15 protein-coding genes are annotated in these 20,925 nt (G+C 56.5%); 12 read left to right on the forward strand and 3 right to left on the reverse strand.

Features of this window, described 5'->3' with window-relative positions; all coding sequences use genetic code 11:
- Window positions 1-463 precede the first annotated feature (463 nt).
- From CIB54_RS20650 to CIB54_RS20665, 4 genes are all read left to right on the forward strand, one after another.
- On the forward strand, window positions 464-820 hold the full coding sequence (locus CIB54_RS20650) for a hypothetical protein (RefSeq protein ID WP_164420254.1): 357 nt from the start codon (window positions 464-466) through the stop codon (window positions 818-820).
- 293 nt (window positions 821-1,113) lie between these two features.
- Window positions 1,114-1,677 (forward strand): hypothetical protein, encoded by a 564-nt coding sequence (locus CIB54_RS20655; RefSeq protein WP_101220800.1) that lies wholly within the window; start codon window positions 1,114-1,116, stop codon window positions 1,675-1,677.
- 688 nt (window positions 1,678-2,365) lie between these two features.
- Window positions 2,366-10,339, forward strand: a complete 7,974-nt coding sequence (locus CIB54_RS20660; RefSeq protein ID WP_232790585.1) for a two-partner secretion domain-containing protein — start codon at window positions 2,366-2,368, stop codon at window positions 10,337-10,339.
- Window positions 10,312-10,698: an SCO4402 family protein gene (locus CIB54_RS20665; protein WP_083207984.1), complete on the forward strand. Its 387-nt coding sequence runs from the start codon at window positions 10,312-10,314 to the stop codon at window positions 10,696-10,698. The genes CIB54_RS20660 and CIB54_RS20665 overlap by 28 nt, the downstream gene beginning before the upstream one ends.
- Window positions 10,699-10,984: 286 nt before the next feature.
- On the opposite strand, the gene CIB54_RS27390 is transcribed toward CIB54_RS20665, so the two are convergent.
- Window positions 10,985-11,344: a hypothetical protein gene (locus CIB54_RS27390; RefSeq protein ID WP_137199872.1), complete on the reverse strand. Its 360-nt coding sequence runs from the start codon at window positions 11,342-11,344 to the stop codon at window positions 10,985-10,987.
- 156 nt (window positions 11,345-11,500) lie between these two features.
- On the opposite strand from CIB54_RS27390, the gene CIB54_RS27395 reads away from it, so the two are divergent.
- The 3 genes from CIB54_RS27395 to CIB54_RS20685 all read left to right on the forward strand — a co-directional run bounded on the left by CIB54_RS27395 (window position 11,501) and on the right by CIB54_RS20685 (window position 13,348).
- On the forward strand, window positions 11,501-11,812 hold the full coding sequence (locus CIB54_RS27395) for a hypothetical protein (RefSeq protein WP_139111899.1): 312 nt from the start codon (window positions 11,501-11,503) through the stop codon (window positions 11,810-11,812).
- 287 nt (window positions 11,813-12,099) lie between these two features.
- The gene (locus tag CIB54_RS20680) at window positions 12,100-12,825 is read left to right on the forward strand and encodes a hypothetical protein (RefSeq protein ID WP_101220803.1); all 726 of its coding nucleotides are present in this window, start codon (window positions 12,100-12,102) and stop codon (window positions 12,823-12,825) included.
- 82 nt (window positions 12,826-12,907) lie between these two features.
- The gene (locus tag CIB54_RS20685; protein ID WP_101220804.1) at window positions 12,908-13,348 is read left to right on the forward strand and encodes a hypothetical protein; all 441 of its coding nucleotides are present in this window, start codon (window positions 12,908-12,910) and stop codon (window positions 13,346-13,348) included.
- A 73-nt stretch (window positions 13,349-13,421) separates the two neighbouring features.
- On the opposite strand, the gene CIB54_RS20690 is transcribed toward CIB54_RS20685, so the two are convergent.
- A complete protein-coding gene (locus tag CIB54_RS20690; protein WP_101220805.1) occupies window positions 13,422-13,682 on the reverse strand; it encodes a hypothetical protein in 261 nt (86 codons plus the stop codon).
- Between the two features lie 256 nt (window positions 13,683-13,938).
- On the opposite strand from CIB54_RS20690, the gene CIB54_RS20695 reads away from it, so the two are divergent.
- Window positions 13,939-14,631, forward strand: a complete 693-nt coding sequence (locus CIB54_RS20695; protein WP_101220806.1) for a hypothetical protein — start codon at window positions 13,939-13,941, stop codon at window positions 14,629-14,631.
- 109 nt (window positions 14,632-14,740) lie between these two features.
- On the opposite strand, the gene CIB54_RS20700 is transcribed toward CIB54_RS20695, so the two are convergent.
- Window positions 14,741-15,391: a hypothetical protein gene (locus CIB54_RS20700; protein WP_101220807.1), complete on the reverse strand. Its 651-nt coding sequence runs from the start codon at window positions 15,389-15,391 to the stop codon at window positions 14,741-14,743.
- 446 nt (window positions 15,392-15,837) lie between these two features.
- Between CIB54_RS20700 and CIB54_RS20710 the strand changes: the two genes are divergently transcribed.
- The 4 genes from CIB54_RS20710 (at window position 15,838) to CIB54_RS20730 (ending at window position 20,783) form a co-directional block, all read left to right on the forward strand.
- The gene (locus CIB54_RS20710) at window positions 15,838-18,426 is read left to right on the forward strand and encodes an autotransporter family protein (protein WP_101220808.1); all 2,589 of its coding nucleotides are present in this window, start codon (window positions 15,838-15,840) and stop codon (window positions 18,424-18,426) included.
- A gap of 637 nt (window positions 18,427-19,063) precedes the next feature.
- Window positions 19,064-19,744 carry a CsgG/HfaB family protein gene (locus CIB54_RS20720; protein WP_065883139.1) on the forward strand — a complete coding sequence of 227 codons (681 nt, stop codon included), beginning with the start codon at window positions 19,064-19,066 and terminating at the stop codon, window positions 19,742-19,744.
- A 29-nt stretch (window positions 19,745-19,773) separates the two neighbouring features.
- The gene (locus CIB54_RS20725) at window positions 19,774-20,136 is read left to right on the forward strand and encodes a DUF4810 domain-containing protein (protein ID WP_057010471.1); all 363 of its coding nucleotides are present in this window, start codon (window positions 19,774-19,776) and stop codon (window positions 20,134-20,136) included.
- Window positions 20,133-20,783, forward strand: a complete 651-nt coding sequence (locus tag CIB54_RS20730; RefSeq protein ID WP_065949945.1) for a DUF799 domain-containing protein — start codon at window positions 20,133-20,135, stop codon at window positions 20,781-20,783. Before CIB54_RS20725 ends, CIB54_RS20730 begins: the two co-directional genes overlap by 4 nt.
- The last annotated feature ends 142 nt before the right edge of the window (window positions 20,784-20,925 follow it).

Consider the following 20,925-nt stretch of genomic DNA (forward strand, 5'->3'; position numbering starts at 1 on the left):
TGGTTTATTTTTGGAGAAATAGGGTAGACCACGGTTTTGCGTTTTTAGAGTTTAGTAGAGTTGCTCTTTTAAATAGAAGAATAGTGGTCTGACCCCTATTTCCCCAGGAGGTTGATATCGGATCTCTTATCCAAAGGATTGCGCCTTCTGAAGGTGGGATTTACGCTCGAGATGTTGCAAGCCTGATGACTTCTGAAGGCGTTCCTGCAAGTGCCTTTGGGAACAGAAATGTTGCTGATTTGGCTAGGTACACCGGTGATGGAGCTCCGGTGGTTGTCCGCATTGTTGACAACACGAAAGGTACGGACTTTTCCCATTTTGTTGTGGTGGATGGGGTTACAACTAGAAATGGAATCTCCGTTGTAGCTATTCGCGAACCGCACGGGGCCCAATATTTCAGTCCCGTCAGTACCTTTCAAAGAAACTTTTCAGGTGAGGTTGTTGTTCCTCGGAGTGCACTTAAGTGAAATTAATTATCGACTTCCCTGAGAACATGATCACGAATGAATTGCTCAGGCAGGAACGAATACCCTGCTTTTGCAAGGTCTCAAAAGAATTTGAAATTTCGTTTTCGGATACGGTTCCTGAGTCATCTGGGGTGGTATCAGAATGGGATCGTAGAGAGCTGGAGTTAAGAGCCGTTGCGGGGGCGGGCGGTCGATATACGCATTTCGCTAATGGTTTGATTACATTGCATAAAATTAATGAAGGCGTTTACAAGATCCTTGATCTTGAGATGTTTTATAGAAGTTATGGCTGGTGCGCTGTCTTACGGGGTGGGGAGTATGCGCCTCCCGGAGATTTTTGGGATGAAGAGTAAAGACTTTCTGATGAGTGCTAGGCTGGGAGAAATAGGGGGCAGACCCTGAGCAATCCCCACAAATTTACCCTAAGCTCAGCGCTTGATGGCGCACCTCATCACGCAGTGGAGAAATAGTGGTCTGACCCCTATTTCCGCGTTGATGGTAGTAAGGCTAAGGTTATTGCCCCTGCGACCTACAGACCGACATTCCAGGCGCCTTCTAAGCCAATTTATGATGCAAATACGACATACTTGAATCCGCAAGGTCAGAAAGTGGAATTCAACCCTGCCACCAATACGTGGATTTCCAAATGAAGCCGCTAGATAATTTTTCTGTAGTTTGGGATGCTCCAGTTGTTCCTGGTGTATCACTGGCAGGAATACCGTTGCATGCTAGTGCTGTTGCTCTGGAAGCTGTGCTTTCGAGATATTTGGCTTATAAAAATTCTTTACGGTATCGGTTTGAAGGAGCGCCAGACCTTTGCTTAAATAGGTATGATCTGGATGAGTGCGGTAATGGTGGTTATTCTTTTTCAATATTTGATGATGAAATTGTAAGCGAGTTTAAAAAAGGAACTCCTGCATTATCTATTCTTGTTCGTAGTGGAAGAGTGTACGCAGTTAAGGTTTATGACTTCAGCTTTCCAGGCGAGCCTGCGCATAAATTTGTTTACAAAGGGCTGTTGTCGGAATGCATAGGTTTGGGAAGTCATGTGTCTGATATTTTGCCATTTACTAGCTTAGAGTTTGATGAGGCCGAAGAATGGTTTTGTACCGGCCGTGATTATGGTGCTCTTGAAATTACAGGGTGGGGGGCTCCACTGGAGGAGCAACCGAATCAGCTTATTACAGCTATTTGTGTAATCCAGGGATAATATGCCTGCATGTCAACTCCGCTGACGAGTTTGGCTGGCTTTACTACAAGGAAAGCCGTGATTATCAGCGGCGCGAGATCACTATAGTGATGCGACAAGTGGGAATAGGGGTCAGACCCTGAGGGATCCCGACAAATTCACCCTTAGCTCTGCGCTTGATGGCGCACCTCATCACGCAGAGCCCGCTCCAATATTTCCAAGTATCCTCGTCCTCCAAAATCTGTGCAGAATCGTCAGTATTCCAGGCCTGGTCGCCACAATGAGAGCACTCCAGTTTAGAGACGCCCGGCCCTGTCGCAGAAGTCCCATCGACTAGTTGCGCAAAACAATAGATATCCTCCCTGAGTTTCGGCGGCTTCTCCCGAGCTCAGGTAGGCCTCCACTGACGTGGCAGCAACTGAGTCAATCCCACTCGCCCGCTGCGCCAACGCTATTAAAACCAACCCCACCCCTAAATTCCGATAAGTGGGATCCAATTCACACATCCCTCGCGAACTTTTCCCCCGTTCTTTGTACTAACTTATTCGGCGATCTGATGGCTAAGTAATGGCATTTTCCCGATATGGCAATAAGAGCTGACGTTCTATCTCCAGCCAGCCTGACGATCGCATGTCGACAGTAATGAGCGAGCCCCCAGCGCCGGTTACTGCCGCATGCCCTTAATGCCCGCTGCAACGAGACTACGAAAATGGATGTTCGACAATTCGCCTTCCTGGCCCGCCAACCTTCTGCTGCCCTGAAGCCGCGAAACGCATTCTTCGGCCTGCCCAAGCGCGGGCTGGCGTTGATCCTCGCCAACGCGCTGTTCTGGCAGCCGTTGCTGGCCCAGGCCGAGGGCATCGTGGTCAGTGCGCCGGGTACCACGGTGGGCGCGGCGGGCAATGGTGTGCCGGTGGTGAATATCGCCACGCCGAACGGCGCGGGTCTGTCTCATAACCAGTTCAAGGACTACAACGTCGGCCCCAACGGCGTGATCCTTAACAATGGCAACGGCCCTATGGTCAACACCCAACTGGGCGGGATCATTGTCGGCAACCCCAACCTCAAGGGCGGCGCGGCCAACGTCATCCTTAACGAAGTCAACGGCGGCAGCGCCAGTCAGTTGCGCGGTTATACCGAAGTGGCGGGGCAGTCGGCCAAGGTCATCGTGGCCAACCCGTACGGTGTGACGTGCAGCGGTTGCGGCTTTATCAATACGCCCAATGTGACCCTGACCACGGGTAAGCCGGTCATCGACCCGACCGGCCAGTTGAAAAGCTACCAGGTCGATGGCGGTGCCGTGACCATCGACGGCGAAGGCTTGAACGCCAGCAACGTCGAGCGCTTCGACATCATCACCCGCTCGGCCAAAATCAACGCACAAATCAACGCCCGCGAACTCAACGTCATCGCCGGGCGTAACGACGTCGATGCGCAAAGCCTGAAAACCACCGTGCGCGCCGATGACGGCAGCGCCAAACCCGAGCTGGCGATCGACTCGTCGGCCCTGGGCGGCATGTACGCCGGCGCGATCAAGCTGGTGGGCACCGAGGCCGGTGTGGGCGTGAAGCTCGACGGTACGCTCGCAGCCAGTGGCGGCGATATCCAGCTCGACGCCAACGGCCGCCTGAGCATGGCGCAGGCGGCGGCCACCGGTAACGTCAAGGTCAGCGCACAGACGGTCGACCTCACCGACAAGGTCTACGCCAACGGCAACGTGCGACTGAGCAGCGCCCAGGACCTGGTCAACCGCAAGAGCATTGCCGCCGGCCAGCGCATCGAGATCAACGCGGCCAGCGTGAACAACCCCGGCATCATCGAAGCCGGCGTCGGCGCCGATAACACCCGCAACACCACCGGCGATCTGGTGGTGAGCGCGCAAACCGTCACCACCAGCGGCGACCTGCTGGCCAGCCGAGGCCTGGCGATTACCGCCGCGCAAGCGCTGACCAACCAGGGCGCGATCATCCAGGCCAAGAACATCGAGGTCAGCAGCGCCAAGCTCACCAACCAGGGCGCCACCGCGCGCCTGTTCGGCGAGCAGAGCCTGGTGATCAGCTCGCCGGCCATCGTCAATCTCGGTGGCCTGATCCGCTTCGGCGAAGGCCAGGCCGCCACGCTCAACAGCGCCTCCCTGGACAACCGCCAGGGCCGTATCGAAATGGCCGGCGGCAGCCTCGCGCTGACCAGCGCTGACCTGAACAACAGCGGCGGGCAAGTCATCGCCAACGACCTGAGCGTCAACGCCGGCAACCTGAACAACCAGAACGGCGTACTGGTAGCCAAAACCGCGACCGTCAATGCCAGCGACCTCGACAACAGCCTCAAGGGCCTGATCCAGGCTGACGGCGGCGCGCTCAACCTGGCCGTCGCCAACACCTTCAACAACAACCAGGGTTTCGCCCAGGCCAGCACCGACCTAAACGTTACGGCCGGCACCCTCAGCAGCAACGCAGACGGCGTACTGAGCGCCGACACCGGCAAGCTCACGCTGGCCGCCGCGCAACAGCTCAACAACGCCCAGGGCCGCTTGCAGGCCGGGCAGGGCGATATCGAACTGCACGCCGCCCACCTGGATAACCAGAGCGGCGTGATTGTCGGCAAGCAACTGCTGCTCGACGTGGCCGGCGGCGACATCGACAACCGTGCCGGGCGCGTGTTGGGCGACCGCCTCGACCTACGCGCTTCCGGCCTCGACAACCGCAATGCCGGCCTGCTCGCCGGTGGCGCCCAGGGCGTAAGCCTGCTGCTCGAAGGCCCGGGCCAGTTGCTCAACGCCCAGGGCCGCATCCAGAGCGAAGGCCTGCTGCAACTGCAGGGCGAGCGCTTGGACAACAGCGCCGGCATCCTGCTGGGCCAGACCGTCGACGTCACCGCGCAGACCTTCACCAACAGCAACAAAGGCGCGCTGGTCAGCGATGGCGGCGACGTGGTGCTCAAGGTCAGCGACCTGCTCACCAACGCCGGCGGCCAGATCGACGCGGGCGAACGCAACGTGCTGGTCAAGCAACTCACCAGCCTCAACAACGATGGCGGCACCCTGCGCGGCAAGCGCCTGGACATCGCCGCGCAGCAGCTGAACAACGACAACGGCCAACTGCTGGCCGGTGCCGAAGGCGTGACCTACAGCGGCCAGGACCTGAGCAACCGCAAGGGCCTGATCCTCAGCAGCGGCGCCCCCACCGTGCTCACCACCGCCAGCCTGCACAACCAGGGCGGCACCGTGCAGGGCGACAGCCTGAGCGTCACGGCCAACAGCGTCGATAACGGCAGCGGCGGCCTGATGGCAAGCCTGGTCGGCAACCTGCAATTGACTGTCGAAGCCCTGGCCAACCGTGGCGGCAAACTGTTCGGCAAAGAACACGTGACCGTCAGCGGCGCGGCCCTCGACAACAGCGCGGGCGGCCAGGTCAGCGGCAATCAGATCAGCCTGACCTCACGCGACACCCTCACCAACCAGGGCGGCCTGATCGAAGCCAACCAGGGCCTGACCCTCACCGGCGGCAACCTGGATAACAGTGCCAGCGGGCAACTGCGTGCGCTGGGCGGCACCAGCAGCAGCGTCAACCTCAGCGGTGCGTTGAACAACCAGAACGGCACCCTCGAATTCGGCAGCCAGGCCTTCAGCCTTGACGCCGCCAGCCTCAACAACCAGAACGGCATGCTGCAACACGCCGGCACCGGCCTGTTCCACCTCAACACTGCCAGCCTCTCCGGCAGCCAGGGCAATATCCAGGGCATGGGCAGCGCCGACTGGGCCTTCGGCAACGTCGACGGCCTGGGCCGCGTGCAACTCAACGACGTGCTCACCTACAACAGCGACCAGGCGCTGGCCCTCAAGGCCGGTGACCGCATGGCCAGCGCCAAGGGCTTGATCCTCAATGTGGCCAGCCTGGACAACAGCGGCGAGCTGCTCAGCGACGGTGACATCAGCATCACCACCGGCGATATGAGCAACAGCGGCCGCGTCTCGGCCCTGCAAACACTCACCGTCGCCGCCAACAACCTCAGCCAGAACGGCGGCCGCCTGGCCGCCACCAATACCCGCCTGACCCTGGGCGGCACCCTGGACAACCTCGGCTTCCTCACCGCCCGCCAGCAACTGGATATCGCCGCCGCGCAAATCAACAACCGTGGCACCCTCGGTGCCCAGGGCGCGGTGAACCTCACGGCGGTCAACGGCATCACCAATGCCGCCGATTCGCTGCTGTTCAGCGGCGGCGACATGACCTTGCGCAGTAACAGCTTCAGCAACCTTTACGGTGATGCCTACAGCAAGGGCAGCCTGACCTTTTCCGCCGTCAATGGCGGGCGCGCGGCAGGTTTCAGTAACCTTTCGGGTACTGTGGAAAGCGAAGGCAATATCGGCATCAATGCCGCATTCGTGGAAAACGCCAAGGCAGCGTTCGAACTGGGCCAGACACTGACCACTGGTCGTATAGAGTGGGTGTGTGGCCAGCATTGCGGCGGCCATGACTCGTTCAAGCGCGGGCAAATCAACATCTACCAGACCTACCTTGAGTCGGCGATCAAGGACTCGGCGCCTGCTCGCCTGGTCTCCGGCAAAGACCTGGTCATCCAGGGCGACAACGTTCAGAACCGCTACAGCCTGTTGGCTGCCAATGGCAACCTGAGCATCAGCGCCAATGACCTGCTCAATCAAGGCGCGGGCAGCCGCACCGGCCAAAACACCATCGTCGTGGGGACTCCCAAAAGGATCGACATCGACTACTGGGACCAGATGGAGTTTCGCGACATCCCAGCGTTCAACGCCGCCGTCGCTGCGGGCAACTTCGATCTGGCGCGGTTTGAAGCGCTCAAGGCGCGGTCTTCCGATGACCGTTTTGCCGAGGTCAGTAATGTCACCACTTGGACTGACAACGGTGGCCCAGGCTACGCGGCCACGCTGCAAGCCGGCGGCACGGTCAACCTCAACGTTGCTCGCACCCTGCAAAACGGCACCCTGCACGAAAACACCTTGGCGCAACTCACCGGCCGACTCGGCGACGACCAGACCGGCATCCCCGTCGGCGGCATCAGCATCAACCTGAGCAAACACGCCAACGACCCGAGCGCCCAGGCCCCCGGCAGCGTCTTGCCCGTCGTGGGCGTGGCCCCCGGCGGCGGCTTCGTGCCGGTGGACTACACCGGCACCGCTTTCGCCCCGGTCGACCCCACCACCTCGCCCACCTTCCAACTGCCCAAGGGCGAGTACGGCCTGTTCGTCAAGAACGCCGACCCCACCAGCCACTACCTGATCGAGACCAACCCTGAATTCACCTCGGTGTCCGGTTTCTTCAGCTCCGACTACATGCTCGGCAAACTCGGCTTCAACGCCGACAACGCCTGGCGCCGCCTCGGTGACGGCCAGTACGAAACCCGCCTGATCCGCGACGCCGTCCTCGCGCAAACCGGCCAACGCTTCCTCGCCGGCGGCCTGTACAGCGACGCCGACCAGTTCCGCTACCTGATGGACAACGCGCTGGCCAGCAAAGACGCCCTGCGCCTGAGCCTCGGCGTGGCCCTCACCGGCCAGCAAGTCGGCGCCCTGACCCACGATATCGTGTGGATGGAAAACCGCGTCATCGACGGCCAGACCGTGCTCGTCCCGGTGCTGTACCTGGCCCAGGCCGACTCGCGCAACGTGCGCGGCAACAGCCTGATCCAGGGCCGCGACCTCAACCTCGTCACCGGCGGCGACCTGATCAACGTCGGCACCCTGCGCGCCAGCAACAACCTTACCGCCATCAGCAGCGGCAGTATCTACACCGGCGGCCTGGTCGAGGCCGGCAACAACCTGAGCCTGCTGGCCCAGGACAGCATCCGCAACGCCATGGCCGGCGAAATTCGCGGCAAGCAAGTCAGCCTCACGGCCCTCAAAGGCGACGTCACCAACGACACCACCGCCATCCAGGTACGTGACGGCGTCGGCATGCGCACCCTCACCGACACCAGCGCCGGCACCATCGTCGCCCGCGAAAACCTCGCCATCGACGCCGGCCGCGACCTCACCAACCGAGGCGCGCTGGTAGCGGGCAACGACGCCAACCTCACCGCCGGCCGCGACCTCAATTTAGTCGCCGCCAGTGATACTCGCGTGAAGCACGAATTCAGCGACGGCGGGCACAAATCCAGCATCACCACCGACGTCAAAAACCTCGCCGCCAGCGTCACGGCGGGCGGCAACCTCAACCTGCAGGCCGGGCAAGACGTCAACATCATCGGCAGCAATGCCACCGCCGGCAAAGACCTCAACATCGCCGCCGGCCGCGACCTCAACGTCGCCTCGGTCAGCGATGTGCACAACGTCGAGGGCAAGGAAAAGGACGGCAAAAAACGCATCAAAACTTCGGACGACCAGACTACTCAAGTGGCGAGTGTACTGACGGCGGGTGGGGATTTTGTCAGCCAGGCCGGGCGTGATACCACGATTGTGGCGAGCAGGATCAGTGCGGGGAATGAGGCTTATCTGTATAGCGGGGATAAGTTGAGTTTGTTGGCGGCTGAGAACAGTACGCATACGTTGTATGACATGAAGAAAAACAGCGGCTGGGGTTCCAAGAAAACCCAGCGCGACGAGGTCACTCGTATTACTAACGTCGGTACTGAAATCAAGACCGGCGGCGACCTGATACTCAAGAGTGAAGGAGATCAGACCTATCAACTTGCCAAGCTTCAAAGCGGCAATGACATCACTCTGGACAGTGGTGGCGCGATTACTTTTGAAGCGGTCAAAGACCTGCATCAGGAGAGCCATGAGAAGAGCAATAACAACGCGTTTTGGGTTTCTTCCAAGGGCAAGGGCAACACCGACGAGACCGTCCGCCAGAGTCAGCTGATCGCCGAAGGCAATGTGGCAATCAAAGCTGTCGCCGGTTTGAAGATCGACATTAACCAAGTCAATCAGGAGACAGTCAGCCAGTCCATTGATGCGATGGTTAAGGCCGATCCACAGTTGGCTTGGATCAAGGATGCCGAGAAGCGTGGCGATGTGGACTGGAGGCAGGTCAAGGAAATCCACGACAGCTTCAAGTACAGCAACTCGGGCCTGGGGCCTGCTTCGCAGATCATTATTGCGATTGTAATGGCGGCAGTGGTTGGGCCTCTAGCGGCAGTCGCGGCAGGTGGTGGCACTGTGGGCGCTGTCGCTGGTGCTGTAGCGGCGGGCGCGTCTACGAACGCGACTGTCAGCGTAGTCAACAATCGGGGCAACCTTGGCGCTGTGCTCAAGGATGTTACTTCTTCGGATGCTATGAAGGGGTATGTCATTGCCGGCGCTACAGCAGGTCTGACGGCGGAATATTTTGGTGATTGGACTGGAACCGAGACAAACACGGCAACTGGGAAAATCACAACGCCAGGAATACTGAATAGCTGGCGGGGTGTCGGCCAATTTGCGGCTAACCAAACGCTGCAAAGTGGTACTTCCATGTTGTTGAGCAAAGCGCTCGGGCAAGGTGGTAGTGCCAGCGATGCGCTTAAAAATGCGTTGTTTAATACTTTGGCGGCAGCCAGTTTCAATTTGTTGGGTAATTACACGAAAAATGTGTTCGCAGATGGTTCGGCACCAAAGGTCGCGATTCATGCCATGGTAGGCGGGCTGTTAGCGGAGGCCACTGGTGGAGACTTTAAAACCGGCGCATTGGCAGCAGGTGCGAGTGAGGCTCTAGTCACTCATCTCGATTCCTTGGTCAAAGGCGACGATGACTTGCTTACGATGAGTTCGCAAATCGTCGGTGTGCTAGCTGCTGCAGCGCAAGGGGATGTCGATGCGTCCAAGCTGGAGAAGGGCAGTTGGGTCGCTCAGAACGGAACGCAATACAACTATCTAAACCACAATCAGCTTGAAAGAGCCGCCAAGAAAATAGCCGCGTGCACGGATACCTCCTGCATTGAAGACACCACTCGTAAATTTAAAGAGTTGAGTCTTCAGCAGGATATTGAAGCGATAGCGGGCTGTAAGGCTGATCCTTCGACTTGCGCGGCACGGTCGAAAGAAGTCGCCAATACCATGGCAGACCTGAACCCCATCAAAGATATTGTGGAATATGGCTCGCCGAAGGCTCGAGAAGCAGTACAGAACCTAATTAATTCAAACTTTGAATTCCAGGAGATGTTAGCAACAGCGACGACTGAGCATACTGTAGGAGCTATGGTCGATACGCTTAAAGCGAAATGGAACCTTAGTGATGCGCAGGCGCAAGAGATCACCAACGATTTGAAAATCGCTCTTGCGGTTGGCTTAGGTACAGCCGCTGGAGCCTTGGCATACAAACGCGCGGTTGCTAGCGCAGGAAAAGATGCTCCGACGAAAAATCATAATCCTACGAGTGCCAAGACAGACTCTGAACCAACGCAGAGCGAATTGCCGAAAATTTGGGATGTTCCAGACACCACGATTGCCAAATTTCCAGATACTTGGGCAGTAACGCCAAATAAGAAGGGGGTAGGATTTAGATGGCAAGATCCAAAAAATCAAGGTAATGGCGTACGGATAGATAAGGGCGAACCTGATATTAGCCAGCCTACTCAGCAAGTGGATCATGTTATTGTGAGGTCCAATGGCCGGGTGATAGGTAGGGACGGCAAGCCTGTTAGTGGATCGATTAAGGAACATGCGGAACAAGTCCATATACCTCTGAGCGAATATAAGAAATGGAAAAATTGGAACTCTCCGAACTGAAATTTCCTAGTATGAGAGAGGAGCTTATCTCATACTTGAGTGGGTTGTCTGACCTTGACTATCAGTACCAGGCTTGGGTAGAGAGGTCATCGCCGAGTTTAGATTATGACGAGTTTAATTACACAGTACATTTTTTATACGATGATACGAGTTTGGCTGAAAACGCTTCCGACTGGATAGGTTTGGTCCTCAGGGATGAAAAAGAAGCAAGGTCCATTGAAAACGTGGTAAGTGCTCTTAATGTGATTTTTGATAAATATGGCACTGAACTTTCTGATAGGGAATATTTGGAGAAAAATGAGTGGTTGTGGGTGGTTAATGCATCTAAGGACGCTCTAAGTATTCTGCTTTCAAAGTAGATTTATCTTCCTCCTTATTTTATATCGCCCGTTCATCGCTAAACGCTTATAGACCGTGAAGCGTGGGGGCGTGGCAGTGTGGAGGAATTTCGAAACTATCACAGCTTTCACTGAGGGGAATACTCATGCGTATACACCTCAGGAAGAATAGTGGGCTGCCCCCTATTTTTCGCTGACAAAGGTGCAAAAAAATTGCCACTTGACGTGCCCAGTATTAGTGGTGGTGTAGATGTCTTGGATTATAAGTCTAGGGTTGAGTTTGGTTGTAAGTTACTAGGCTATGGTGTCAGTCAAGGGTGTAAACCATGACGTTGAATACATATCCCCGAATAAAAGTTTTTTTCGCATTCATGTTGTGCCCCTTTTTTTCGGGGGTGGCCGCTGTGCCCTTAATTTTGATTTCGATATTGATAACGGTGTTTAAGAACTCATCATTAATTGGGGAGGTGAGAGGGGGTGAGGTTTTTTCGTTATTTATTACCATTCCCTTAATGGCGCAGTTGATTTTTTTTCTTCCTGCATTAGTTTTTTCTCTAATGTTGGTTTTTGTAAAGCCTGTGGGCAGTTTTAAAGTGTACTTAATGATTTCAGTTGTCGGCGCAGTTGTTTCTACTGCATGGATGTTTGGTGTGGTTTTTTTCTTCATAAGTGAGGTTGAAAATTATCATGTGATGAGAAATATGTTTCCCGTGTTTTTGAGTTTTTTGTTAGGCGGAATCTCTACTTGGGCTGCTGCTTACTGGTGCCTCCCTAAAATAAAAAAATAACTAGAGTGGTTAATAAATGTCTTGGGGTTGAATGAATGGATGAGTCGTTGACAACTGTAACTAGAAGAATTAACTCTGAAGGAAAAGTCGAGTGTCATTTAGGCTTTTCTTCTGATTGGGATGGTTTTGACTCGATTGTAAAATATTTAAAAAAATATTGGCAGGCAAACCCAGTTCAATTTGCTGAAAATATTTATTCTCGACGTTGGGTATTGATATGTAATGGGGTCGCGTTAACTGTTTATCACGACAGTCAGATAGGGAATTATTTAGTTGTGGAAAATGGTGAAGATAAGGATAACTTGCTCGGTCAGATAGAGGCGGATTTGATTGAGCGGTTCCGTTGAATGCTAGCCAGTAATTTTTCTACCTTTTCATCTCCATAGAAAATTATTTGAGAAGAGCGGGCGAGAGAGCGGGGCATTTTAATTCGAGATAGCAGTGAAAAGCCTATTAATAAATTTGTGCGCTTTTCTGTTGAAAAGCTCGAAAATTACTGTGGATGGTATCGTAGTGACGAAGATTCTGGATATCCGAGTTCAGCCTGGCGGGTTGTCTGATTCGAGTAAAATTATAGAGTATGGTAAGCAATGGAATATTACTGTCATCATTAAAGAATTTGGCAGCTAATCATATGTTTGAGGTTGAAATTGTTTTTAGTGAGGGCTTGTACGATAGCTCTCCAGCTGTATGGACGCGTTTAGAGCAACAGCTCAATGACTTTAAAGGCTCCGAGGTGAACGATGGATTCACCGGTGAAAAAATGTTGCTTGCCAAAGTTTCGCACTACTTGAAACAGAATAAGAGCAAGAGTTTTTTTGTTGAGTTAGCTGGTGGCTCTGTAGAGTTTTCGCTTGTGGCGGATAAAGAACTGTGCCGATTAGATATAAAGAATATCGCAGATTCTCTTGAGATGGCGCACTCGTTGATTGCTGCATTAATAGATGAGCCAGCTTTCGTTCAGGCTCGAGTTTACGATGCTGAATATGATCGGTGGCAAAATGCCGAGAATATCAAACTCTTCGAAGTGGCCCATGTTGAGCACTCCCATCTGCCTAAAAAAAGCAATGGATTACCCTTTCCGCTTACCCAAGAGATTGTAGATATATCAAATAATCCTGGGCGCTGGGTTTTGAGGAAAGGTTATATAGAGGCTGTCGGTTCGCCAATGTGGGTTAGTAAGTCTTTGCTTAACTCATTAGGTGTTGACGAAAAAGAGTTAATGAATGTCGACGGTTTTTTCGTGAAAGATTTGGGTGATGTTTTGAAGATTGTTGCCTGCGAGCACTGTTTCACAGCTGATGTAGGAATCCAGGCTGAGAGGCAAGTCATGCTGAGAAAAATTTTATTTAAAGTGTGAGGGCTAGAGCCGCGCAATGAAAGCCGACTGAATAAGGGCCATAGAGGCAGTAGAGAAGCGAATCAAATAGTGATGGAAAGTTATGTCGGATAAACAAGTATACGAACTAACGATTGATGATCTTGATAGTTGTGGTGTTTGGTTTTTTCCGATGGGCGACACCGTGGAGGATGAATTAACTGTACGCCGCGCCGAACAGGAAACGTGCTCAGACTTTCAGATTATCGTTCGAGCTGATTTTTTTGGTGAAAGGGGCTCTGTGTATCGCGGTTATTTGTATTGGGACACCAATTCAGCAATTGAATACTTAAAGCCTGTTGTATTGTCTGATAAGGGAGATGCCGTAAGTTTTTGGAACGGGATAGTAACTCCTGCGTGGGAAAGTTCGGAGTTCGCCGGTTCGATTAGATCCGAGTTGCCTATTTCTTATGCCTCAGAACCGGTGTCTGGCCTTTCTTCCATTTGCGGAAAACTGCAGGGGCTTTATTATCTTTCTGGTGATCACGTTTGCTGCGTGAAATGACAAAAAAAGTGGACTGATTTATTTAGTTGGATTGCTCACGCACAAAGCTGGCGACACAAAGGCCGCCCAATTTTCACTCAGGACGGATCGGCATAAGCCTGCGACCGATGACATCCAGCAAATCGCACCCATCGCGCAGCGGAATGGCCAGCAAGTGGGCGAAGTCTGAAAGCACTACGGCATCGCTGCTGAGGTGTTCGCGGAAGGCCAGGTTTTCCAGCAGTTGGGTGACTGCCCGAATGCGGTGCACGGCGGCGTCGTGAAGGACGTCGAGAGGTGCCTGGGTGTCGATGATCAAGGCTGGAATGGTGCAGTCGTGGCCGGTTAGGGGCATGTATCGATTCATCATTAAGCTCTCTGGATTATTGAGGGCTCGTTCTTCGGGTCGCCAAACCCGGTCGCCTTTTGGGCGACCGCCGGACTATAAGCCGCACCACCAAACCCACGCAAGGCATCAAAATGCCGCCCCGTCGAAGAGTGCCACCACGACTCCTAATGTCTTCCCACTCATTGCCGACATACTGCCGACGAGCAAACGCATCACTAATACGCCAATCCATAAGCCCCACCCCAAACATTAAAGGACCAATGTGAAAAACCTCCTCCTGATCCTCTTCACCACCCTCATCCTGGGCGGTTGCGTCAGCCACCCCCTCACTCCCGAAAACCGTGCGCAGATCAAGACCGTCAACGTCCTGCCCGTGAAGTGGGAAAAGAACATGGTGTATTTCGGCCGCGAACAGGCTTGGGGCGCTGCCCTGGGTGCCGGGCTGGGTGCGGGTGCCGGCATGGCCAGCGGGGCGTCCAAGGTCGGCACTGCGGCGTTGAGTGGGGCCGGGTTTGCGGCCGGGATGAAGCTTGGGCAGTTGGCCGAGATGCCGACGCCGGTGGCCATCCTGACGGTGATGGAGGCGGAAAAAATCGATGTAGGCGTGTTGCTCAAGCAGGGCTTTGTGGATGCGCTGGGCAAGACTTCGACGCTGAAGGTGGTCGGCGACGATGAACCGGCCGATGCGCAGATCCAGTTGACCGTGTCCGAGTGGGGCTTTCGCCTGACCCAGGGTTTCAGCAGCGTGATTTACCCCACCCTCAGCGTGGTGGCGCAGATGAATCGCGGCGATGAAATGATCTGGCGCACCTTTGAAACGGTGACGCCATTCAATGGCCAGAACGTTTATGGCTACACGCCGCTCACCTATCGCACAGACCCTGAAGCCTTGCGTCGGGCGTTGACCGGGATTACGCAGATTTCCGCGCAGTATCTGGTGAGGGAGCTCAAGTAAGTCTGTGCAAAGGCTTGCCGCTTTCGCAGGCAAGCCAGCTCCCACATTTGATCTTCGTTGCGTTGAGTATTGCGTTCGTTATTTCCCTTACTGTTTCCCGCTGAGCGCCTCAGGGTGTAACGGTGGAGTAGCGTCCGTGGCCGTCGGAGCGGCAGATGTTGGTTGAGACGGGGTGGGTTTCTTGTGGGGATCCGGTGCCGCTGAGTGCCACCAGATCGATAGAGCAATTGGAGGCGTAGAAGTACGGCTTGTGAAATTCAATGCTCGCTTCGTAATCCTTCCCTGCCTGCGGGACGAACTGGACGGTGGGTGGGTAGCAGTATCCTTTATCGGTCTTATAGCCGATTTCGACCAGCACTGACTGGTTGGCGGGAATGACGAATTCGTCGTAGCCCAGCCGGTCGGTTTTCACTGCTTCTGTATGGGCTGTGGCGGGGATGCCGATCACGCGGTTCTGGTAATCCTCGGCCTTCATGTCGAGGACATTGGAGTTGCGCCAAAGGATGTAACGCTGTTTGGGATCGTAGGTACGGGTAGGAATATCACCCTGTAATCGACCATTTTCCGGATGGTTGTAGTAGGCCTCGCAGGTTTTGCCAGGTATATAGCGCGCATGCTTTTCCGGTGCGGAGTAGATGCGAATACGTGCGCTGGTAGCGGGGTCGTATTTGGCTGCTTCAGCTTCGTTACGCAGGGTGGCCTTGTCGTAGCTGCAGCCTATGAGAAGCAGTGCGCCTGCGGTGAGTATGAGCATTTTCATTGAATAACAACCCTCCCTGTCTTTTCTATCATCAGTACTGTTTGATGCGAAGACGCTTGAGCGTGCATCAATCATTTTGCTCCACTCTAAACTGCTTGCCTGCGTACTTGAGGATCAGATGCTTGCGCCAACAATGCGTCATTGCGCATTTGCGACTCAGCGCACATTTCATCTTGAACATTTTGTTTATCTCGATGTCTTTACCCCGCCCACCCGCAACCGGTCGGGCTGCATGGACTGCAGCGTTTTCAAATGACATTAAGGATTGATGTGAACCTCTCCCTATTACGGCCTCCTGTCTGCCACCGCCTGCGGTGCGCTGGCTCGCGCCTGCGATTCCCAAGGACGTCGAGAGAGCCTCATTCGGATCGATTGATCCTTTCGTACAGCACACCTACTGCTGCCGGGCGTATTGGCGGCTTTGACTGTAGTTCATGGAGTTTGAAATGAAGCGCAAGCAGTTTCAGAAAAGTCTGTTGGCAATCATGGTCGGCGCAATCAGCACGCAGGTGCTGGCAGTCGAGTTCGACCTGGGTCAGGGCAAGAATATTTGGGCCAATGAGACGTTCAACGAGCCGGTCACCATTAACGGCAAGTTTTCCCGGGTGGTCGATTCCAGCACCACTGATCCCGCCGGTCTCGGCTTTGTGAACACCAACATTCAAGGCTCGCTGATCAACCGCGCAGACATCACGCTGGACTCACAGGGCAAAACCATTCGTGCGATTGCCATCGACCCGATGTTCTGGTCTGGCCCTTCCAATCTGACACCCGGCACCATCACCGGGGATGTGGTTCAGGCGGGCAATATCCTGATGAACCATGGCGCCTACGAAGGGCTTGAAATCGGTGCCACGACTATCGGCGGCAGCGTTATCAACTCCGGCACCATCCGTTCCACGCCGCCGGTGAGCGCCGAGCCTTTTCCAGGCTATCTGGGCGGCGGCGAAGGCATATACCTGCACGGCACCACCATTGCGGGCGACGTTTCCAACACCGGTGTGATCGACATGGCCGGTCCGGATGCGATTGGCTTGATCCTTGACGTCAGCGGCGACACGCCGACCACCATCGGCGGCAAGCTGCTGAACTCGGGCTCGATTATCGCCACCGGTGAAGGCGCCTGGGGCATGGAAGTGGAAACCGACACCAACCCCCTGCGTATTGAAAACAGCGGCCTGATTTCCGCCAATGGCAATGAGTCGAAGGGGCTGTTTTTTTACTCCGGCACCGTCGATTACATTCTCAACACCGGCACCATTGAAGCCAAGGGCGCGTCGGCCAATGCCTTCGACCTTTCCGGCGCCAGCTTTGCGCAGAACAGCGCCACGGGCGCACGCGGTATCGTCAACCGTGGGCTCATCGCGGCGGACGGCACGGCGATCCAGGTGGATGCGGCCAGGCAGGTCGCGGCGTTTGAAATCAACCAGCAAGCCGGCGAAATCCGCAGCAACAGCGGCATCGCCGTCGACGCCAACAACCTCGCCAGCCTGAACTGGACCGGCGGCAAAATCACCGGCGACCTGCTCAACCTGAGCGCCGTCAACATCGGCGGTCAGGCAGGGTTCAGCGGTAGCCGGATCATCGCGCCGGTGTCGGTCAACTCGGGTTCGCTGAACCTCTCGGCGCCCGGCACTGCTATCACCGGCGACCTCAATGTGGCCAGCGGTGCGGGCATTGATATGCACCTGACCGACAGTGTGGTGCCGACCACGCCGTACCTCACCGTCAACGGCACGGCCAATCTGGCTCAAGCTTCCAAGCTGACGGTCAGCGCCAACCCGGGCGACTTCGCGGCGCCTAAAGCCGGCACACAATACACCTTGCTGCAAGCCACCAACGTGCAGAACAACGGCGTAGCGGTCGCCAGCGCTTCGTCGTTGCTCGACGTGCTCAGCTACTCGGCCGATGCGCAGACGGTCAAGGCCGTGGTGGCGGTGAAAAGCGACCAGCAAGTTCAGCAGGAGCTGGCGGGTGTCAGCGCGGGTGCATCGGCGGCGACCGCCGTCAATGTGGTGAAAAACGATGTGCTCGGCCAGCTCAACCAGAACGACCCGGTGTTCCAGAGCCTGGCCAACGCCGGGACTGCGCAGCAACTGGCGCAGCTCGCCGACCAGCTCACGCCGGACGTCAACCGTGGCGCCCTCGACGTGGCGCTGTCGGGGCAAACCGTGGTCAACGGCGCGATCTTCAATCGCCTCACCGACCAGCGTGAAAGCCACCAGGTCGGCGGCGTGTGGGTGCAGGGCCTGAGCAGCAACATGGACCAGGACGGCCGTGGCGGCAACAACGGTTACTCGGCCAACAGCAGCGGCATGGCGGTGGGCGTGGACGGTCGTGTGAACGACACCACCACCTTGGGCGTGGCCTACAGCTACCTCAATTCCAACATCCATTCGGACCTGGGCAACAAGACCGACGTCGAGGGCCACGCGCTGTCGCTGTACGGCAACTGGGCGCTGCAGAACTGGTTCGTGGATGGCAGCCTCAGCTACGGCCATAACGACAATGACAGCAAACGCCACGTCGCGGGCACCACGGCCAAGGGCAGTTACGACAGCAATGTGCTGTCGGCCAGCGTGATCGGCGGCTACAGCTTCAAGCCGACCCAGGCGGTGGTGATCGAGCCGCGTGTGGCCGCGCGCTATGCCAACGTGCGCATGGATGGCTACACCGAGAAAGGTTCGTCGGCGGCCTTGAGCACGTCTTCGCAGCGTTATGAAGTGGGTGAGTTGGGTGCTGGTGTGCGTTTGGCGGGCAACTTGCCGATGGGCGCGGGCAGCCTGCAACCGGAAGCGACCTTGATGGCCTACCACGACCTGATGGGCGATCGCGTGGCGCAAACCTCCAGCTTCGTGGCTGGCGGTTCGGCGTTTACCGTGACCGGCGCATCGGTGGCGCGTGACAGCTACGAGGCCAGCGTGGGCGTGAACTACCAAGTGTCTGACTTCACCGTCGGCGCCAGCTACACCCGCCAGGCGCGCAGCGGTTTTGACGCCGACGGCGTGATGCTCAAGGCCCGCTACGCCTTCTAAGCAACACCGCAAAACAACTGTGGGAGGGGGCTTGCTCCCGATAGCGGTGGGTCAGTCAATGATGTGTTGGCTGGCTCGCCGCCATCGGGGGCAAGCCCCCTCCCACATTGGGTTTGCGTGGATCCGGAGCAGCGGGGCCGGGGCAGCTTGCACTGTCTCAACCTGCTCACGTAGAGGGTGATGCCTCTGATACCCGTGTGGGAGGGGGCTTGCCCCCGATAGCGGTGGGTCAGTCTATGGATATGTTGGCTGGCCCGCCGCCATCGGGGGCAAGCCCCCTCCCACATTGGGTTTGCGTGAATCCGGAGCAGCGGGGCCGGGGCAGCTTGCACTGTCTCAACCTGCTTACGCAGAGGGTGATGCCTCTGATACCGGTGTGGGAGGGGGCTTGCTCCCGATAGCAGTAGACCAGTCAGTGATAGGGTTGACTGACCACATCGGATCTCCATGTTCTAAAGGTTTGTGTTGGATTTCACTACTCGGGGCGAAACACCTTGAGAACGGCTCTCAACCCCGTAAAATGCCGCAGCCGTTGCATCACAGTCTTTCAGGGAAGAATTCAGGCCTGCGTGTTTTCCAGCGGCCTATCTCCTTGGAAAACGCAGCAACGCTGATTTCCTCACCCAAGGAGCACCCTGTGAAGACACTGTCCAAAATCCTGCTGTCGGGCCTCACCGCCGCGGCGCTGTTGACCGTGGCCGGTTGCGCCACCGAGAGCAACCGCGCAATGCCGGTGGAGCAAGTCGCCAGCGCCCATGTCGCCTATTCCGGCGTGCGTGTGCCGATTGCCGTGGGCAAGTTCGATAACCGCTCCAGCTACATGCGCGGCATCTTCTCCGATGGCGTTGACCGTCTCGGCGGCCAGGCCAAGACCATCCTCATCACCCACTTGCAGCAGACCAACCGCTTCAGCGTGCTGGACCGCGACAACATGGGCGAAACCTCCCAGGAAGCCAAGATCAAGGGCACCGTGCAGAAGCTCAAGGGCGCTGACTACGTGGTGACCGGCGATGTGACCGAGTTCGGCCGCAAGGAAACCGGCGACCGCCAGCTGTTCGGCATCCTCGGCCGTGGCAAGACCCAAGTGGCCTACGCCAAGGTCGCGTTGAATATCGTCAACATCAACACCTCCGAAGTGGTGTATTCCACCCAGGGCGCCGGTGAATACGCGCTGTCCAACCGTGAAGTGGTCGGCTTCGGTGGCACCGCCAGCTACGACTCCACCCTCAATGGCAAGGTGCTCGACCTGGCCATGCGCGAAGCGATCAACCGCCTGGTCGACGGCATCAACGCCGGCGCCTGGAACCCGCGTAACTGATCAGCCACACCACAAGGAGCAGTACACGGATGAGCAAGGCAGTGAAGTTGGCGCTGATGCTGACAGCAATCGCGACGGTAGCCGGGTGCCAGACGGCGCCCCAGCCCCTGTATCAATGGGAGAGCTACCAGCCGCAGGTTTACGAATACTTCAAGGGCGAGCCCAAGGAAGCGCAGGTGGAAGCACTGGAGCGCGATCTGCAGAAGATCAACGCCAGTGGCCGCAAGGCGCCGCCGGGTTACCACGCGCACCTGGGCATGCTGTACATGAACATGGGCAAGGATGATCAGATGGTGCAGGAGTTTCGCACCGAGAAAGCCCTGTTCCCCGAGTCCGCTGCGTACATGGACTTTCTGCTGAAAAACGCCAAGACCGGAGTCGCCACCAAATGAGCCTGTTAAAACTCACCGGCGCCTTGCTGGCCCTGGCGTTGCTCGGCGGTTGCGCGGCGCCCAAGACAGTCGACTACTCGGCGTACAAACAGGCGCGGCCCAAGTCGATCCTGGTACTGCCGCCGATCAATGAATCGCCGGAAGTGCAGGCGTCCTACAGCCTGGTGTCGCAAGTCACCTACCCGCTGGCCGAAGCCGGCTACTACGTGTTGCCGATTGCCCTAGTGGACGAAACCTTCCGCCAGAACGGCCTGACCACCGCCAACGATATCCAGGCGGTACTGCCGGCCAAGCTGCATGACATCTTTGGTGCGGACGCGGCGTTGTACATCACGGTCAGTGAATACGGCACCAAGTACATGCTGATCTCCAGCGACACCTCAGTGACGGCCTCGGCCAAGCTGGTGGACCTGCGCACCGGCACCACCCTGTGGACCGGCGCGGCGCGGGCGTCCAGCGAGGAAGGCAACAACAACGGCGGCGGCCTGGTGGGCATGCTGATCACGGCGGCGGTCAAGCAGGTGATCAACAGCTCCACCGATGCCGCGCACCCGATTGCCGGTATCACCAGTGCGCGCCTGCTGTCGGCAGGGCAACGCACCGGCATCCTGTACGGCCCGCGTAACCCCAAGTACGGCACAGACTGACATTCTTCAAACACTGAAGATCAACTGTGGGAGGGGGCTTGCCCCCGATAGCGGTCTATCAGTATCAAATGTGCTGACTGACCCACAGCTATCGGGGGCAAGCTGAACTGGTCAAGTAATCTTGGACACTGATTAAGGTTCA

This window comes from Pseudomonas fluorescens (genome assembly GCF_002837185.1).
GTDB classification, from domain to species: Bacteria; Pseudomonadota; Gammaproteobacteria; order Pseudomonadales; family Pseudomonadaceae; genus Aquipseudomonas; species Aquipseudomonas fluorescens_AM.

Coding starts and splice junctions, on each gene's coding strand:
- CIB54_RS20655 (WP_101220800.1), top strand. CDS start 1,114: ATGAAGCCGCTAGATAATTTTTCTGTAGTTTGGGATGCTCCAGTTGTT.
- CIB54_RS20660 (WP_232790585.1), top strand. CDS start 2,366: ATGGATGTTCGACAATTCGCCTTCCTGGCCCGCCAACCTTCTGCTGCC.
- CIB54_RS20665 (WP_083207984.1), top strand. CDS start 10,312: ATGGAAAAATTGGAACTCTCCGAACTGAAATTTCCTAGTATGAGAGAG.
- CIB54_RS27390 (WP_137199872.1), bottom strand. CDS start 11,344: ATGAAGAAAAAAACCACACCAAACATCCATGCAGTAGAAACAACTGCG.
- CIB54_RS27395 (WP_139111899.1), top strand. CDS start 11,501: ATGGATGAGTCGTTGACAACTGTAACTAGAAGAATTAACTCTGAAGGA.
- CIB54_RS20680 (WP_101220803.1), top strand. CDS start 12,100: ATGTTTGAGGTTGAAATTGTTTTTAGTGAGGGCTTGTACGATAGCTCT.
- CIB54_RS20685 (WP_101220804.1), top strand. CDS start 12,908: ATGTCGGATAAACAAGTATACGAACTAACGATTGATGATCTTGATAGT.
- CIB54_RS20690 (WP_101220805.1), bottom strand. CDS start 13,682: ATGCCCCTAACCGGCCACGACTGCACCATTCCAGCCTTGATCATCGAC.
- CIB54_RS20700 (WP_101220807.1), bottom strand. CDS start 15,391: ATGAAAATGCTCATACTCACCGCAGGCGCACTGCTTCTCATAGGCTGC.
- CIB54_RS20710 (WP_101220808.1), top strand. CDS start 15,838: ATGAAGCGCAAGCAGTTTCAGAAAAGTCTGTTGGCAATCATGGTCGGC.
- CIB54_RS20725 (WP_057010471.1), top strand. CDS start 19,774: ATGAGCAAGGCAGTGAAGTTGGCGCTGATGCTGACAGCAATCGCGACG.
- CIB54_RS20730 (WP_065949945.1), top strand. CDS start 20,133: ATGAGCCTGTTAAAACTCACCGGCGCCTTGCTGGCCCTGGCGTTGCTC.